This window comes from Mesorhizobium sp. DxT, from assembly GCF_058448885.1.
On sequence record NZ_JBZFLJ010000001.1, the window covers coordinates 701,499 to 715,456 of the forward strand.

12 protein-coding genes are annotated in these 13,958 nt (G+C 64.2%); 9 read left to right on the forward strand and 3 right to left on the reverse strand.

The features are described 5' to 3' along the window. The first annotated feature begins 23 nt into the window (after positions 1–23). The 6 genes from ACVJNE_RS03340 to ACVJNE_RS03365 all read left to right on the forward strand — a co-directional run bounded on the left by ACVJNE_RS03340 (position 24) and on the right by ACVJNE_RS03365 (position 6,027). Entirely contained in the window at positions 24–1,475 is a 1,452-nt protein-coding gene (locus ACVJNE_RS03340; RefSeq protein WP_499562923.1) for a homospermidine synthase, read from the forward strand. A 95-nt stretch (positions 1,476–1,570) separates the two neighbouring features. Then, entirely contained in the window at positions 1,571–1,969 is a 399-nt protein-coding gene (omp10, locus tag ACVJNE_RS03345) for an outer membrane lipoprotein Omp10 (protein WP_368803634.1), read from the forward strand. A gap of 132 nt (positions 1,970–2,101) precedes the next feature. After that, complete coding sequence (locus ACVJNE_RS03350) at positions 2,102–3,355, forward strand: phenylacetate--CoA ligase family protein (protein WP_499562925.1); 1,254 nt, start codon at positions 2,102–2,104, stop codon at positions 3,353–3,355. Positions 3,356–3,437: 82 nt separating this feature from the next. Continuing rightward, positions 3,438–4,499 carry a ferrochelatase gene (hemH, locus tag ACVJNE_RS03355; RefSeq protein WP_499562927.1) on the forward strand — a complete coding sequence of 354 codons (1,062 nt, stop codon included), beginning with the start codon at positions 3,438–3,440 and terminating at the stop codon, positions 4,497–4,499. An 89-nt stretch (positions 4,500–4,588) separates the two neighbouring features. After that, positions 4,589–5,545 (forward strand): SPFH domain-containing protein, encoded by a 957-nt coding sequence (locus ACVJNE_RS03360; RefSeq protein WP_499562929.1) that lies wholly within the window; start codon positions 4,589–4,591, stop codon positions 5,543–5,545. A 20-nt stretch (positions 5,546–5,565) separates the two neighbouring features. Further along, positions 5,566–6,027 carry an NfeD family protein gene (locus tag ACVJNE_RS03365; RefSeq protein ID WP_499562931.1) on the forward strand — a complete coding sequence of 154 codons (462 nt, stop codon included), beginning with the start codon at positions 5,566–5,568 and terminating at the stop codon, positions 6,025–6,027. Here the strand turns inward: ACVJNE_RS03365 and ACVJNE_RS03370 are convergent. Further along, complete coding sequence (locus ACVJNE_RS03370) at positions 6,024–7,022, reverse strand: KpsF/GutQ family sugar-phosphate isomerase (RefSeq protein ID WP_499562933.1); 999 nt, start codon at positions 7,020–7,022, stop codon at positions 6,024–6,026. The genes ACVJNE_RS03365 and ACVJNE_RS03370 overlap by 4 nt on opposite strands. Before the next feature lie 149 nt (positions 7,023–7,171). On the opposite strand from ACVJNE_RS03370, the gene ACVJNE_RS03375 reads away from it, so the two are divergent. Further along, entirely contained in the window at positions 7,172–8,872 is a 1,701-nt protein-coding gene (locus tag ACVJNE_RS03375) for an outer membrane beta-barrel protein (RefSeq protein WP_499562935.1), read from the forward strand. Between the two features lie 6 nt (positions 8,873–8,878). Here ACVJNE_RS03375 and galU read toward each other — a convergent pair whose 3' ends face one another. Further along, on the reverse strand, positions 8,879–9,760 hold the full coding sequence (gene galU, locus ACVJNE_RS03380; protein ID WP_173193250.1) for a UTP--glucose-1-phosphate uridylyltransferase GalU: 882 nt from the start codon (positions 9,758–9,760) through the stop codon (positions 8,879–8,881). 205 nt (positions 9,761–9,965) lie between these two features. Between galU and ACVJNE_RS03385 the strand changes: the two genes are divergently transcribed. Both ACVJNE_RS03385 and ACVJNE_RS03390 read left to right on the forward strand, forming a co-directional pair. Beyond that, positions 9,966–11,195 (forward strand): lytic murein transglycosylase, encoded by a 1,230-nt coding sequence (locus tag ACVJNE_RS03385; protein WP_444726245.1) that lies wholly within the window; start codon positions 9,966–9,968, stop codon positions 11,193–11,195. Between the two features lie 11 nt (positions 11,196–11,206). Further along, positions 11,207–12,457, forward strand: coding sequence for an SGNH/GDSL hydrolase family protein (locus tag ACVJNE_RS03390; protein ID WP_499562938.1), 1,251 nt, complete (start codon positions 11,207–11,209; stop codon positions 12,455–12,457). A 3-nt stretch (positions 12,458–12,460) separates the two neighbouring features. On the opposite strand, the gene ACVJNE_RS03395 is transcribed toward ACVJNE_RS03390, so the two are convergent. Continuing rightward, on the reverse strand, positions 12,461–13,918 hold the full coding sequence (locus tag ACVJNE_RS03395; RefSeq protein ID WP_499562940.1) for a glutamate synthase subunit beta: 1,458 nt from the start codon (positions 13,916–13,918) through the stop codon (positions 12,461–12,463). Between the last annotated feature and the right edge of the window lie 40 nt (positions 13,919–13,958).

A 13,958-nucleotide genomic window follows, 5' to 3' on the forward strand; every position in this document is an offset into this window, starting at 1 on the left:
CATTCAGTCTGGAGTTCCCCGCAATGGCAGATGCCACCCCGCCTATCTACGGTGAAATCACCGGCCCGATCGTCATCATCGGATTTGGTTCGATCGGTCAGGGCACGCTGCCGCTGATCGAACGGCACTTCCGCTACGATCCTTCGCGGCTGGTGGTCGTGGAGCCGCGGGAAAGTGCCGCCGACGCAAAGATCATGGCGCAGTACGGCGCAAGTCATGTCGCCGCACATGTCACGCAGGAAAACTACCGGGAATTGCTCACCCCACTGCTGACGGCCGGAGAAGGTCAGGGTTTCTGCGTGAACCTGTCGGTCGATACCGGGTCGCTCGACCTCGTGCGGCTCTGCCGGGAACTGGGTGTCCTCTATATCGACACGGTGGTGGAGCCGTGGCTCGGCTTCTACTTCGACCGTGACGCCGACAACGCCTCGCGCACCAACTATGCGTTGCGCGAAACGATGCGGGCGGAGAAGCGCGCTTCGCCCGGCGGCACCACGGCGATCTCATGCTGCGGCGCCAATCCCGGCATGGTCTCATGGTTCGTCAAGCAGGCACTGCTCAATCTCGCCAAGGACCTGGGTCTCGATTTCCAGGAGCCCGCCACCGGCGACCGGGAAGGCTGGGCGCAGCTTATGCACTCGGCTGGCGTCAAGGGCGTGCACATCGCCGAGCGTGATACCCAGCGCGCGAAGGACCCCAAGCCCTTGAACGCATTCTGGAACACCTGGTCGGTCGAGGGCTTCATCGCCGAAGGTCTGCAGCCGGCCGAACTGGGCTGGGGCACGCACGAGAAGTGGATGCCCGCGAACGCGAAGCAGCACGCGGACGGCAGCGCCGCTGCGATCTATCTGGAGCAGCCGGGCGCCAACACGCGCGTGCGCAGCTGGTGCCCCACACCCGGCCCGCAATACGGCTTCCTGGTCACCCACAACGAGGCGATTTCCATCGCCGACTATTTCACGGTGCGTGGTGAGGACGGCGTGCCCGTCTTCCGCCCCACCTGTCACTACGCCTACCACCCCTGCAACGACGCGGTTCTGTCGCTGCATGAGATGTTCGGCGCCGAGGGCAAGGCCCAACCGGTGCAGCATGTCCTCGACGAGTTCGAGCTGGTCGACGGCGTCGACGAGCTGGGCGTGCTGCTCTACGGCCATGACCGCAATGCCTACTGGTATGGCTCGCAGCTTTCGCTCGACGACGCGCGGCAACTGGCGCCCTACCAGAATGCGACCGGACTTCAGGTTTCCTCGGCGGTGCTCGCGGGCATGGTCTGGGCGCTGGAAAATCCGGAGGCGGGTATCGTCGAGACCGACGAGATAGACTATCGGCGCTGCCTTGAGGTTCAGATACCCTATCTCGGGCCCGTTAAAGGCTATTACACGGACTGGACGCCCCTCGACGGCCGGCCCGGTCTCTTCCCCGAAGACATCGATACGACCGACCCCTGGCAATTCCGCAACATTCTTGTTCGTTAAGCGTTGTGCGGACGGCGCGACAGCGCGCCAACCTTGCTTTCGCCCACAAAAACGGCGATGGAGAATCCAGTCGTACCGAAAAAAGGACAGTCGGCATGATGAATGCGGTCAAATTTCGCGCAGTCGCCGCGGTGGTAACTGTGATCGCTCTGGCAGGCTGCCAGAGCATGGGTGAGCCGCAAAGGCGCGACCGGCCCGTTGGCCCGTCTGCCATGCAGACCGGCTTCGAGGGCGAATGGGTCAGCACCGACGGCGTGGCAATGTCACGCTTCACTGCCGGCAGGTTCGAAACGCTTGCAACCGACACTGGCAACAAGCTTGCCGAAGGCAACTATTCGCAGATCGACGCATCGACCGTTTCGATCTCGGTGACGTCGCTCATCAGGCAGACGACGACCCAGGTCAATTGCGCAATGGTTAGCCAGACGCAGCTCAACTGCACCGGCTCGACCGGCCAGCAGTTCTCGCTTATACGCCGCGGCGCAGCCGCCTGAGGCACACGCCTCACCTAACAGCACGACTTTCCACGGGAAGGGCGGATGCATCGCATCCGCCCACCTTGCGCGTATGGCGATCCCCCTGCGATAAGGCATCTGAAAAGGATGCCGGAGGCTGAGGGAGGAACGATGGCCGCCTATTTCGACGCTCGCGAACAGCGAAGCCCGCAGGAACGCGAGAAGGAGCTTTTCGCGCGACTGCCGGAATTTATCGCTTCCTCGATACGCGATGTCCCGGGTCTCGCAAGGTGGCTCGAAGGGATCGATCCCGCGACGCTGACCTCCCGTTCCGCCCTCGCCTCTCTGCCTGTGCTGCGCAAGGCCGAGCTGATGGCGATGCAGGCGCAGAACCCTCCGTTCGGCGGCTTCGTCAATCCGGCTCATCTGCAAGGCAGCAGGGTCTTCATGTCGCCCGGTCCCATCTGGGAGCCGCAGGGCCTAGAGAAGGATTCCGGCCGCTCGGCGCGCGCCATGTTCGCCGTCGGCATCCGGCCGGGCGACATCATGCACAACGCCTTTTCCTATCACATGACCCCCGGCGGGTTCATAATAGATGAAGGTGCGCGGGCACTGGGCTGCACGGTCTTCGCGGCCGGAACCGGCAACACCGACATGCAGGTCGAGGCCGCTGCGGCGCTCAAGCCGGGCGTCTATGGCGGCACGCCGGATTTCCTCAAGGTGATGCTCGACCGCGCCGCTGAGACCGGCAAGGACATTTCGTCGTTCCGGCTCGGCCTCGTTTCGGGAGGCGCACTGTTTCCGTCCCTGCGCCAGGAATACCTTTCGCGCGGAATCCGCGTCTATCAATGCTACGCCACAGCCGAGTTCGGCGTGATCGCCTATGAGAGTGCCGCCGAGGACGGTTCGCCCAATCCAGGCATGATCGTCAACGAGGACCTGATCGTGGAGATCGTACGGCCAGGAACCGGCGACCCGGTGCCGGAGGGCGAAGTTGGCGAGCTGGTGGTGACCAGCCTCAACCCCGCCTATCCGCTGGTGCGGCTTGGCACAGGCGATCTCTCCGCTATCATGCCCGGCCAGTCGCCCTGCGGACGTACGGGACAGCGCCTCAAGGGCTGGATGGGCCGCGCGGACCAGCGCACCAAGGTGAAGGGCATGTTCGTGGACCCGAAGCAGATCGCCGAGGTGGTGGCCCGCCACCGCGAGGTCGCGCGGGCACGGCTGGTGGTGATACGCGACGGCGCGCGCGATGCGATGACGCTGCATGTCGAGGCCACGCCAGGCGCCTCGCCCGACGCATCCGCCATCGAGACGTCGCTGCGCGAGATCACCAAGCTCGGCGGCGCGGTGCATCTGGCAGAACCAGGTTCGCTTCCCAACGATGGCAAAGTGATAGCCGACGAGCGGGACTACGCGAACTGACGCCGGCAAGGTGCGTCAAGCGGGCATATTGCAATGCCCCGCGTAATGCCTAGCTTCCGGCCACCTGCAAGGAGTGACTGAAATGGGCGTCGGCGCAACTGCACCGGGTAACGCAAAGGCGACGGTATCGCTGCCGGAAGGACATCCGCCGGTGAGGACGGGACGCATCGGCGTCCTGCTGACCAATCTCGGCACACCGGACGGCACCGACTACTGGTCGATGTGGAGATACCTGCGCGAGTTCCTGTCCGATACACGCGTCATCGAACTGAATAAGGCGATCTGGTATCCGATCCTATACGGCGCGGTGCTCACCACGAGGCCGCAGAAGGCGGGCGCGAACTACGAGAAGATCTGGAACCGCGACAAGGACGAATCGCCCCTGCGCACCATCACCCGCGGTCAGGCGGAACGCCTTGCAGAAGCCTTCGCCGACGAGCCTCGCATAACCGTCGAATGGGGCATGCGCTACGGCAATCCGTCGATCGCGAGCGCGGTCGAGCGCCTGACCGCGCAAGGCTGCGACAGGATCGTGATGTTCCCGCTCTACCCGCAGTTTTCGGCGACGACGACGGCGACTGCCAATGACCAGCTCTACCGGGCGCTGATGAAGATCAGGCACATGCCGACCGTGCGCTCCGTGCCGCCCTATTACGACGATCCCGCCTATATCGAAGCGCTCGCGCAATCGATCGAGACGCACCTTGCCGGGCTCGATTTCGAACCCGAGGTCGTGCTTGCGTCGTACCACGGCATCCCGAAGGCCTATTTCGAGAAGGGCGATCCGTATCACTGCCACTGCCAGAAAACCACGCGCCTGCTGCGCGAGCGGCTGGGCTGGGACGACAAGCGGCTGCGGACGACCTTTCAGTCGCTGTTCGGCAAGGCCGAATGGCTGAAACCGTACACCGACAAGACGGTCGAGGCCCTTGCGAAAGAGGGCGTAAAGTCGATCGCCATCATCAATCCGGGCTTTTCGGCCGATTGTATCGAGACGCTGGAGGAGATCGACGGCGAGGTGCGCGAGGTCTTCATGCACGCCGGCGGCCAGAACTTCTCCCACATACCCTGCCTCAACGACAGCGACGCCGGCATGGCCATGCTGGAAACGCTCGTCAGGCGGGAGCTGGCGGGCTGGCTCTGACATTGTAACGGTGCGCAAACGGCCTTAAGTCTGTTTGGCGACATTCTGCGGCGCGTAGCGTCGGCGCGGGCAACACGATGGAGGGCTTGATGCCGTTTTCTGGGTTCGACATTCTCATTCCGGTTCTTGTCGTCCTCGTCCTGTTCCTCATCTTTGCGGGGATCAAGACGGTGCCGCAGGGTCACAACTACACGGTCGAACGCTTCGGCCGCTACACAAAGACCCTGTCCCCCGGCCTCAACATCATCGTGCCGTTCATCGATCGCGTCGGCGCGAAGATGAACATGATGGAACAGGTGCTCGATGTGCCGACACAGGAGGTCATCACCCGCGACAACGCGATCGTTGCGGTGGACGGCGTCGCCTTCTACCAGGTGCTGAGCGCCGCCCAGGCCGCCTACCAGGTTTCCGGTCTCGAAAACGCCATCCTCAACCTCACCATGACCAACATCCGATCCGTCATGGGCTCGATGGACCTCGACGAATTGCTGTCCAATCGCGACGCCATCAACGACAGGCTGCTGAAGATCGTCGACGAGGCGGCCCAGCCCTGGGGCATCAAGATGACCCGCGTGGAGATCAAGGACATCAACCCGCCCGCCAACCTGGTCGAATCGATGGCCCGCCAGATGATGGCGGAACGCAACAAGCGCGCCCAGATTCTCGAGGCAGAGGGCCTGAAGCAGGCGCAGGTGCTTGAGGCCGAAGGCCGCCGGGAAGCCGCCTTCCGCGACGCCGAGGCGCGCGAGCGCGCGGCTGAGGCAGAGGCCCGTGCGACGCAGGTCGTTTCCGAAGCCATCGCCAAGGGCGACGTGCAGGCGATCAACTACTTCGTGGCCCAGAAATATACCGAGGCAATGGCGAAGATTGGCTCTGCCACCAACAGCAAGGTGGTGCTGATGCCGCTTGAGGCGTCGTCGCTGATCGGCTCCCTGGGCGGCATCGGTGCGATCGCGAAGGAAGTATTCGGCGAAGACGGTCAGCCGGCCCGACCGCGCCACTCCACCGCCCGCACGCCGAGCGTCACGCCCGATCAGCCGGTCTGACGTCTGCGAAAGGTCCGCCTATGATCATGCAATGGTTGACCGACCTCGGCCCCTGGAACTGGATGGTGCTGGGCGCCGTGCTGCTGACACTCGAGATTGTTGCGCCCGGCGCCTATCTCCTGTGGCTGGGCATCGCCGCGATCCTGACCGGCACGCTTTCCCTGCAGCTATGGGACGCACCGATCTGGGTCTGGCAGGTGCAGGTGCTCGTGTTCCTCGGCCTGTCTATCGCTTCGGTGCTCGTCGGCCGGCGTTTTTTCTCGAACAGGAACCAGGACGACACCGATCAGCCGCTGCTCAACCAGCGTGAACGCCAGCTCGTCGGGCGTACCGCTACGCTTGAAGAAGCGATCACCAACGGATACGGCCGCGTGCGGCTGGGCGACACGCTGTGGCGGGTTGCCGGACCCGACCTGCCGGTTGGCACCCGCGTGCGGGTGGTCTCCGCCGAAAACGGCGAGTTAAGGGTAGAGGAAACCTAGGCCGCGCCGATCCGCAGCAGATCGTGCATGTGAACCAGCCCGACAGGTTTGCGATCCTCGACGACGATCACCGACGTGATCGAGGACGCGTTCACCAGTTGCAGCACCGCGCCCGCCAGAGCATCCGCCTCCACGCACCGGGGCTGGCGGGTCATGATGTCGTCCACCGTCATCGCCATCATGTTCGTGTCGATGTTGCGCCGCAGATCGCCGTCTGTGACGATCCCTTCGAGCGCACCGTCGGCGCCCACCACCGCTACGCAGCCAAAGCCCTTGCGCGAGATTTCAAGCACTGCATCACGCACGCTCGTTCCGGTCGCGACGACCGGCAGCTCCTCGCCGCGATGCATGATCTCGCCCACCTTGACCAGGCTGGCTCCCAGCTTGCCGCCGGGATGGAAGGTACGGAAATGATCGGGTGTAAACCCCCTCGCCTCCAGCAAGGCCACCGCAAGCGCATCGCCAATGACCAGTTGCATGACGGTCGAGGTCGTCGGTGCCAGACCGTGCGGGCATGCTTCGGCAACCTTCGGCAATGCGATCACCACGTTTGACTGTCGCGCCAGCGCCGAATCGGCTCCCGCCGTGATCGCGATCAGGGGGATTGCGAAGCGGCTCGCATAGGCCACGATGCCCTTGAGTTCCGATGTGTCGCCCGACCAGGACATCGCAATAATGGCGTCGTCTGGGGCGATCATGCCGAGATCACCATGATTGGCTTCGGCCGAGTGGACGAAGAAGGCCGGCGTGCCGGTCGAAGCAAGCGTTGCCGCAATCTTCGAGCCTATATGGCCGCTCTTGCCAACGCCGGTGACGATGACGCGACCGGTGATGCTGCCGATCAATTCGACCGCCGCGGCGAATGGCTCGCCGAGCCCGTTTTCCAGCGAGGCGACAAGCGCCTCCAGCCCGTTCATCTCGGTGCGCAGGGTGCGCAGGGCCGAGGCGATCGCCAACGCCCTGTCGACCGGTGCGGTAATGGCTTTTCTCTGCATGGCAAGCGCTTAGCGCTTCCGCCGCGCCGTGTCCATCGGCAGTGCCGTCGCGGACCCCGTTCCCCTCCGAAATCAATCATCCGTTAACCAACGCTGTTTACGGTTCGGTAAACCTCCGGCGCGCTCCGCGCCGCACCGATCGGGCGACGATGGCACCACTTCAGCCGCATCACAGAAGGACGCCGCGCAGCTTTGGCGCGCTCACGCTGGCAGCAGCCGGCGCGGTCCTTGTTTGCGGCGAGGCTTCGGCGCAGATGGAACCCGGCCTGCGCGGGCCGGTGCTCGAGCGCAGCATTACCGACGATCTGATCGACGGGCAGGCGCGCCGCGACGAGCAGTCCCTGCTCGGTTCTCGGACAGCGCTCGATACGGACATATTGGACGCCCGGCCCTATACGCCGAGCAGCGCCGGCGCGCTGGCAGACGAAGAAGACAGTGCATCAGCCACCACGCCAGCCCAGGTGCGACAAGGCCCCCTAACGGACAATGAACTCGCAGACCCGGCACCCTCCGTGGAACCGGTCGGCCGCGCTCAGACGGCAGCAACCCTCAATCAACAGAGGACCGCAGCCGTCGATGCCGACGAGGCCGATCTCGTCACCGGGACGGTGCGAACGCCGCGGGCCGGCGCGCTCGACGACGTCGACACGGGTCGAGCCGCCGCCGACAGCACCCGCACCGGCGCCATCGAAGGCCTCACGCGTACGCCTGACGAAAACCCCTACGCTCCGCTGGGTCTGCGGCTCGGCACCTTCATTGTCACGCCAACCCTGGAACAGGGCATCGGCTGGACGTCGAATGCCAATCTGAGCCCCGACGGAGAAGGCTCGACCTTTTCCGAGACGGCCCTGCGCCTCAACGCCATATCAGACTGGTCCCGCCACGGCGCGACGATCGACGCCGACGTCTCTTATCGCAAATCACTCTCCGGTCAGGAAATCTCGGAGGTCGAGGGCGGCATCGCCGGCCAGTTGCGATTGGACCTTGCTGACCGATGGAGTGCTTTTGTAGGCGGCGGCTACCGGGTGCGGCCGGAATCGGCTTCATCGCCGGAGACGATCGAGGACGCCGTCTCGCGACCGACACGGCACACCTTCACCGGTAATGCGGGCGTAGAACGGGATCTCGGCCCGCTTCGCCTGCGGCTGGCCGGTGACGTTGTCCGGGAAACCTACGGAGACGCCGAGCTATCGGGCGGCGGCGCACTGCCGCAGGACGACCGCGACACGACGCTGGCGCTGGTGCGGATGCGCGCCGGCTATGAACTATCGCCGGCGCTGCGGCCCTTCGTGGAAGCTGAGATCGGACGGCGCTCCTATGACGAGGAATTCGACCGCAATGGCTACCAGCGCTCGGCCGACCGCTACGGCGTACGCGCCGGCGTGGAAGTCGACATTCAGGAGAAGCTGCGCGGCGAGATTTCGGCCGGATGGGTGAGTGAGAACCCGGAGGACGAGCGCCTTCAGACGATGTCCGGTCTTTCGCTTGCCGCAAACCTTGCCTGGTCGCCGGTGCGCGGAACGACGGTGGCGCTCGACGCCTCGACCGAAGTCGAGGGTTCGACAATCGCCGGCAAGACCGGCTCGCTCTACCACTCGGCCAGCCTTTCGGTGAGCCGCGAATTGCGGCAGAACCTAACCGGCAGCGTTCTTGCCGGCATCGGCTGGCGCGACTATTTCGGCCATGACGAAAGCGATCTCGTGCTGCGCGGCGAAGCAAGCCTGACCTGGTGGCTGAACCGATATGCCGGCATCACCGGCCGTGCCAGCCACGAGGTCCAGCGTGGAACGCTACCCGACCGCGACTATGACGAGACGCGGGTCTATCTCGGCATGACGTTCCAGCGCTGAGTTTTTTCAGCCGCCCTGCTTGCTGCGCAGGCGCTCCACCACGTCGACCACCACGTCGCGCAAATTGCCCTGCTGAAACGCAAAGGCGATGTTTGCCTCCACGAAGCCTTCTGGCGAGCCGCAATCGTAGGTCTCGCCCTGATAGTGGTAGCCGAACAGCTTCTGCTGCTCGCCCAGTTTCTTCATGGCGTCGGTAAGCTGGATCTCGCCGCCGGCACCGCGCTCCTGGTGTTCAAGAATGTCGAAGATTTCCGGCTGCAGGATATAGCGGCCGTTAATGTAAAAGTTTGACGGCGCGGTGCCCTTAGCGGGCTTCTCGACCATTTCCGTGATCTCGAAACCGGTATGCGCTTCGGCACCTTTGCCGACGATGCCGTATTTATGCGCTTCTTCCGGGTCGCACTCCTGCACGGCGATGATGTTGTCCCCGGTGTGTCCGTAAAGCTCGACCATGCCTTTCAGGCAGCTCGTTTCCGATTGCATGATCATGTCTGGCAGCAAGAGCGCGAACGGCTCATTGCCGACGAGGTCACGAGCACACCAGACAGCGTGGCCGAGCCCCATCGGCACCTGCTGACGGGTGTAGCTGGTCTGCCCCGGCTTGGGCTGGAGGGCTCGCAGCTTTTCGAGCTGGTCCAGCTTCCCTCTCTGCTCGAGCGTGTCGTAGAGCTCGAACTGGATATCGAAGTGATCCTCGATCACGGTCTTGTTACGACCGGTGACGAAGATGAAATGCTCGATGCCCGCCTCGCGCGCCTCATCAACCACGTATTGGATAACCGGGCGGTCGACGACAGTCAGCATCTCCTTTGGCACCGCCTTGGTAGCGGGCAGGAAACGGGTCCCCAGTCCGGCTACGGGAAACACGGCTTTTCTTACTTCTCTCATCTGCGCTCTGTTCCGTTGTTGGGGCGGCGACACTTTCCGCCGCGACACTTTCATGCCGAGATTGAAGTTTATTGAATCGATTGTGCTGCGGGGAGTGTCACGCCTGTCGCTGTAGGCCTTCAAAAATGCCTATGGTAAACTTTTTCCTAACCCGAATGGTCGATGAATGGTTCCCTGAATGCAACATGCAATTGGAGACATGCAGATGGCCAAGACGACGGCAGGGCGTTTCTCGTCATTCCTCAGGGCTACTGGCGTAGCGATTGCGCTCGCGGCAGCCGCGCAGGCAACCCCGGCCTTTGCCGACGCCCAGTTCCAGCGCTGGGTCGGCCAGTTCCGTGCGACGGCAACCAGCAACGGCGTTTCCGGTGCGATCTTCGACCGGGCTTTCGCCGGCGTGACGTCACCCGACCCGGAGGTTCTGGAGCTCGCGCGCAACCAGCCCGAATTCAACGCGCCTGTCTGGCAGTATTTCGACAACCAGATCACCGACGAATCCGTCGGCAACGGCCGCCGGATGGCCCAGCAGCATCGCCGCACGCTCGATGCCGTGGAGCAGCGCTTCGGCGTTGACCGGAACATCGTGCTGGCAATATGGTCGATCGAGTCGCGCTACGGCGAGGCGCTGAACAACCCGCGCATTGTACGCAACATCGTGCGCTCGCTCTCGACACTTGCCTATGCGGACCGCAGGCGCCAGAAATTCGCGCGCTCGCAATTGATCGCAGCGTTGAAGATCCTCCAAAACGGCGACGTGGACGTCAGCCATCTCACCGGCTCCTGGGCCGGGGCAATGGGCCACACCCAGTTCATTCCGACCAGCTACCAGACATGGGCCGTGGATATGGACGGTAACGGCAAGCGCGACATCTGGGGCTCTGTTCCCGATGCGCTGGGCTCGGCCGCAAACCTGCTGCGCCAGAACGGCTGGCGCCCAGGCCATGCATGGGGTTACGAAGTTGTGCTGCCGCAGGGACGCAAATTCCCCGCGGGCAGGATGACGCTCGCCCAGTGGCAGGCGATCGGCGTCGTCCGCGCCAATGGCCAGGCCTATCCCCGCGCAAACGACCAGGCGGAGTTGAAGGTGCTTGAGGGGCGCGATGGCCCGGCCTTCCTCGTGCTTCACAACTTCAACATGCTGAAACGCTACAATAGCTCGGACCGCTATGCGCTCGCCGTCGGCCTGCTTGCCGACCAGATCGCAGGCCACGGCCAGCTTTCGCGCGACTGGAACCGGCCCTTCACTCGCCTCAGCTTCAACGAGACGCAGGAGCTGCAGAAGCGTCTTTCGGCACATGGCTATTATGATGGCGAGATCGATGGCAGGATCGGCCCCGCCTCGCGCGAAGCGATCAAGGCCTTGCAGGGCCGCATGGGCATGTCGCCCGACGGTCATCCGAGCAAGGAACTGCTGACGCGGCTGCGCGGTCAATAACCGGAGTATCGATGCGCATACCCCCTCTCACCCTTGGTCATGCGCTTCGCCTCCTGTGCGTTGCATTGACGCTGACGCTGCTGGCGCCCGTCGGCGGTGGTATTGTCTTAAGCGCTGCGCATGCGCAGGAGGCCGGCGAGCGGCAATCAGGGGGCGGGATATTGCGGTTCCTGTTCTCGCGCCGCGACCGGGAGCCTCAGCGTCGCGATCGGGTGATCGCACCGCCGCCGGAGACCCAGCGCCGGACGGCACCCGCGGTGCGGCGCAGCCAGCCGGTGGCGCCCGCAGCGCCCGTGGTTCCAGCGATTGAGAAGGCGGAAGATGCAAGCCGGGTTCTGGTTGTCGGCGACTTCCTGGCCGGCGGACTGGCCGACGGTCTCGACGCTGCCTACGAACAGAATGCCGATGTGGTGATCGTCAATCGCACCAACGGTTCCTCGGGTCTGGTCCGCGACGACTACTACGATTGGCCCGGCAATATCGGCACGTTGATCGACGAGGAAAAACCCGACACCGTCGTCGTCATGATCGGCTCCAATGACCGCCAGCAGATGCGCGTAGACGGAAACCGCGAGCCCCCGCGCTCGGACGCATGGCTCAAGGAATATGAGCGCCGCGTGACCGCGCTTATCAAGACGGTCAGGGACAGGGACCTGCCACTGATATGGGTGGGTAACCTGCCCTTCCGTCCAGGCGCGATGTCATCGGACATGCTGGCATTCAACGACATCTACCGGCGCCTCGTGACAGACGCGGGTGGCGAATATGTCGATGTCTGGGACGGTTTCGTCGACGAAAGCGGCGCGTTCGCAACCAACGGCCCCGACATGAACGGCCAGCCGGCCCAGCTTCGCTCCAGCGATGGGATCAACGTGACCCGCGACGGGCGCCGCAAGATCGCCTTCTATGCCGAAAAGCCGCTCAACCGCCTGTTCGAGACAGGCTCGGCAACACCGGGAACGCCCGGGCTCGATGGCGACGGCTTGCTCGGCGGGCCCACTCCCGACGGCTCCACACCGGCGGTCATCGACCGCACCGCGCCCATGGCGCTGGACGATCTGGGATCCGACAGCGGCGGACAATTGCTCGGCGCATCCTTCGCGCGCCCCAGCGGCGAAGCGCGAACGCCTGCTGAGCAGCTTTCCCGCGAGGGACTGGCTCCTGCCCCCACTCCGGGACGCGCAGACGATTTCGAGATAAGGCGACCAGGCCCCGCCTCAGCCGGGCCCGACCGTCAAAGCACCACGGCGATAACGCCGTAGTCGCTAGCGCGGCAGAACGGTCTCACCCATCAGGAACTTGTCGATGGCATGCGCGGCCTGGCGACCCTCGCGGATTGCCCAGACGACCAGGGACTGACCGCGACGCACGTCGCCGGCTGCAAACAGCCGGTCGACGCTGGTGCGATAATCACTATCGTTGGCGACCACATTGGTCGAGCGCCGCGCATCCACATTCAGCGTCATCTGGCCGTCCAGTTCCTTCGTCACACCGCCGGAGATGGGGCCGGCAAAGCCGATAGCGATGAAGGCGAGATCGGCGCGAATGACGAACTCGGTGCCGGCGACCGGCTTGCGCTTCTCGTCCACCTCGCAGCACTTGACGCCGGTCAGTACGCCGTCCTCGTCGCCGATGAACTCCAGCGTCGCGACCTGGAATTCGCGCTGGGCGCCCTCCGCCTGCGATGAGGAGGTCCGCATCTTGGTCGCCCAGTAGGGCCAGACGGTGAGCTTGTCTTCCTTCTCCGGCGGCTGTGGGCGAATGTCGAGCTGGGTGACGCGCACCGCGCCCTGGCGGAAGGCGGTGCCGACGCAGTCCGAGGCGGTATCGCCGCCGCCGACGACGACGACATGCTTGCCCCCGGCGACGATCGGCTCGGAGGCCCATGCGACCGACTGGATGTCCTCGCCACCCACGCGCCGGTTCTGCTGAACCAGATAGGGCATGGCGTCATGCACGCCGATGAACTCGGTACCGGGAATGCCCGCGGGGCGCGGAGTCTCGGAACCGCCGCAATAGAGCACCGCGTCGTGTTCGGCCAGCAGCTCGGACACCTTCTTGTCGGCGCCGACATTGACGCCGCAGTGGAAGGTGACGCCCTCGCCTTCCATCTGCTTCACACGCGCATCGACATAATGCTTCTCGATCTTGAAATCGGGGATGCCGTAGCGCATCAGCCCGCCCGGCTTCGACTCGCGCTCGAAGACATGGACCTCGTGACCGACGCGGCCAAGCTGCTGCGCGGCAGCCATGCCCGCCGGGCCTGAACCGATGATCGCGATCTTCTTGCCGGTCTGGCTTGCGGCCGGCATCGGGCGGATGTGGCCCTGCTCGTACGCCTTGTCGGCGATCGCCTGCTCCACGGTCTTGATCGCGACCGGTATGTCCTCGAGGTTGAGCGTACAGGCCTCCTCGCACGGTGCGGGGCAGATGCGGCCGGTCCATTCCGGGAAGTTGTTGGTCGAATGCAGGTTGCGGATCGCACCGTCCCAGTCGCCATTGTAGACGAGGTCGTTCCAGTCCGGGATCTGGTTGTGAACCGGGCAGCCGGTCGGCCCATGGCAGAACGGAATGCCGCAATCCATGCATCGGGCGGCCTGTTTCTCGACTTCCTGATCCGACATCGGCAGGGTGAATTCCCTGAAATGCCTGATACGGTCGGAAGCCGGCTGGTACTTGTGCACCTGCCGGTCGATCTCGAGAAATCCTGTTACCTTGCCCATTCTTACCTCCAGCCTCGGGAAGCGGCCAGTCGGGCCGCCT

Excerpts from the sequence above, each read along its gene's own strand:
- ACVJNE_RS03385 (WP_444726245.1), top strand. The coding sequence starts at position 9,966 with ATGGCCAAGACGACGGCAGGGCGTTTCTCGTCATTCCTCAGGGCTACT.
- omp10 (WP_368803634.1), top strand. The coding sequence starts at position 1,571 with ATGATGAATGCGGTCAAATTTCGCGCAGTCGCCGCGGTGGTAACTGTG.
- ACVJNE_RS03365 (WP_499562931.1), top strand. The coding sequence starts at position 5,566 with ATGATCATGCAATGGTTGACCGACCTCGGCCCCTGGAACTGGATGGTG.
- ACVJNE_RS03350 (WP_499562925.1), top strand. The coding sequence starts at position 2,102 with ATGGCCGCCTATTTCGACGCTCGCGAACAGCGAAGCCCGCAGGAACGC.
- ACVJNE_RS03360 (WP_499562929.1), top strand. The coding sequence starts at position 4,589 with ATGCCGTTTTCTGGGTTCGACATTCTCATTCCGGTTCTTGTCGTCCTC.
- ACVJNE_RS03395 (WP_499562940.1), bottom strand. The coding sequence starts at position 13,918 with ATGGGCAAGGTAACAGGATTTCTCGAGATCGACCGGCAGGTGCACAAG.
- ACVJNE_RS03390 (WP_499562938.1), top strand. The coding sequence starts at position 11,207 with ATGCGCATACCCCCTCTCACCCTTGGTCATGCGCTTCGCCTCCTGTGC.
- galU (WP_173193250.1), bottom strand. The coding sequence starts at position 9,760 with ATGAGAGAAGTAAGAAAAGCCGTGTTTCCCGTAGCCGGACTGGGGACC.
- ACVJNE_RS03375 (WP_499562935.1), top strand. The coding sequence starts at position 7,172 with ATGGCACCACTTCAGCCGCATCACAGAAGGACGCCGCGCAGCTTTGGC.
- ACVJNE_RS03340 (WP_499562923.1), top strand. The coding sequence starts at position 24 with ATGGCAGATGCCACCCCGCCTATCTACGGTGAAATCACCGGCCCGATC.
- hemH (WP_499562927.1), top strand. The coding sequence starts at position 3,438 with ATGGGCGTCGGCGCAACTGCACCGGGTAACGCAAAGGCGACGGTATCG.
- ACVJNE_RS03370 (WP_499562933.1), bottom strand. The coding sequence starts at position 7,022 with ATGCAGAGAAAAGCCATTACCGCACCGGTCGACAGGGCGTTGGCGATC.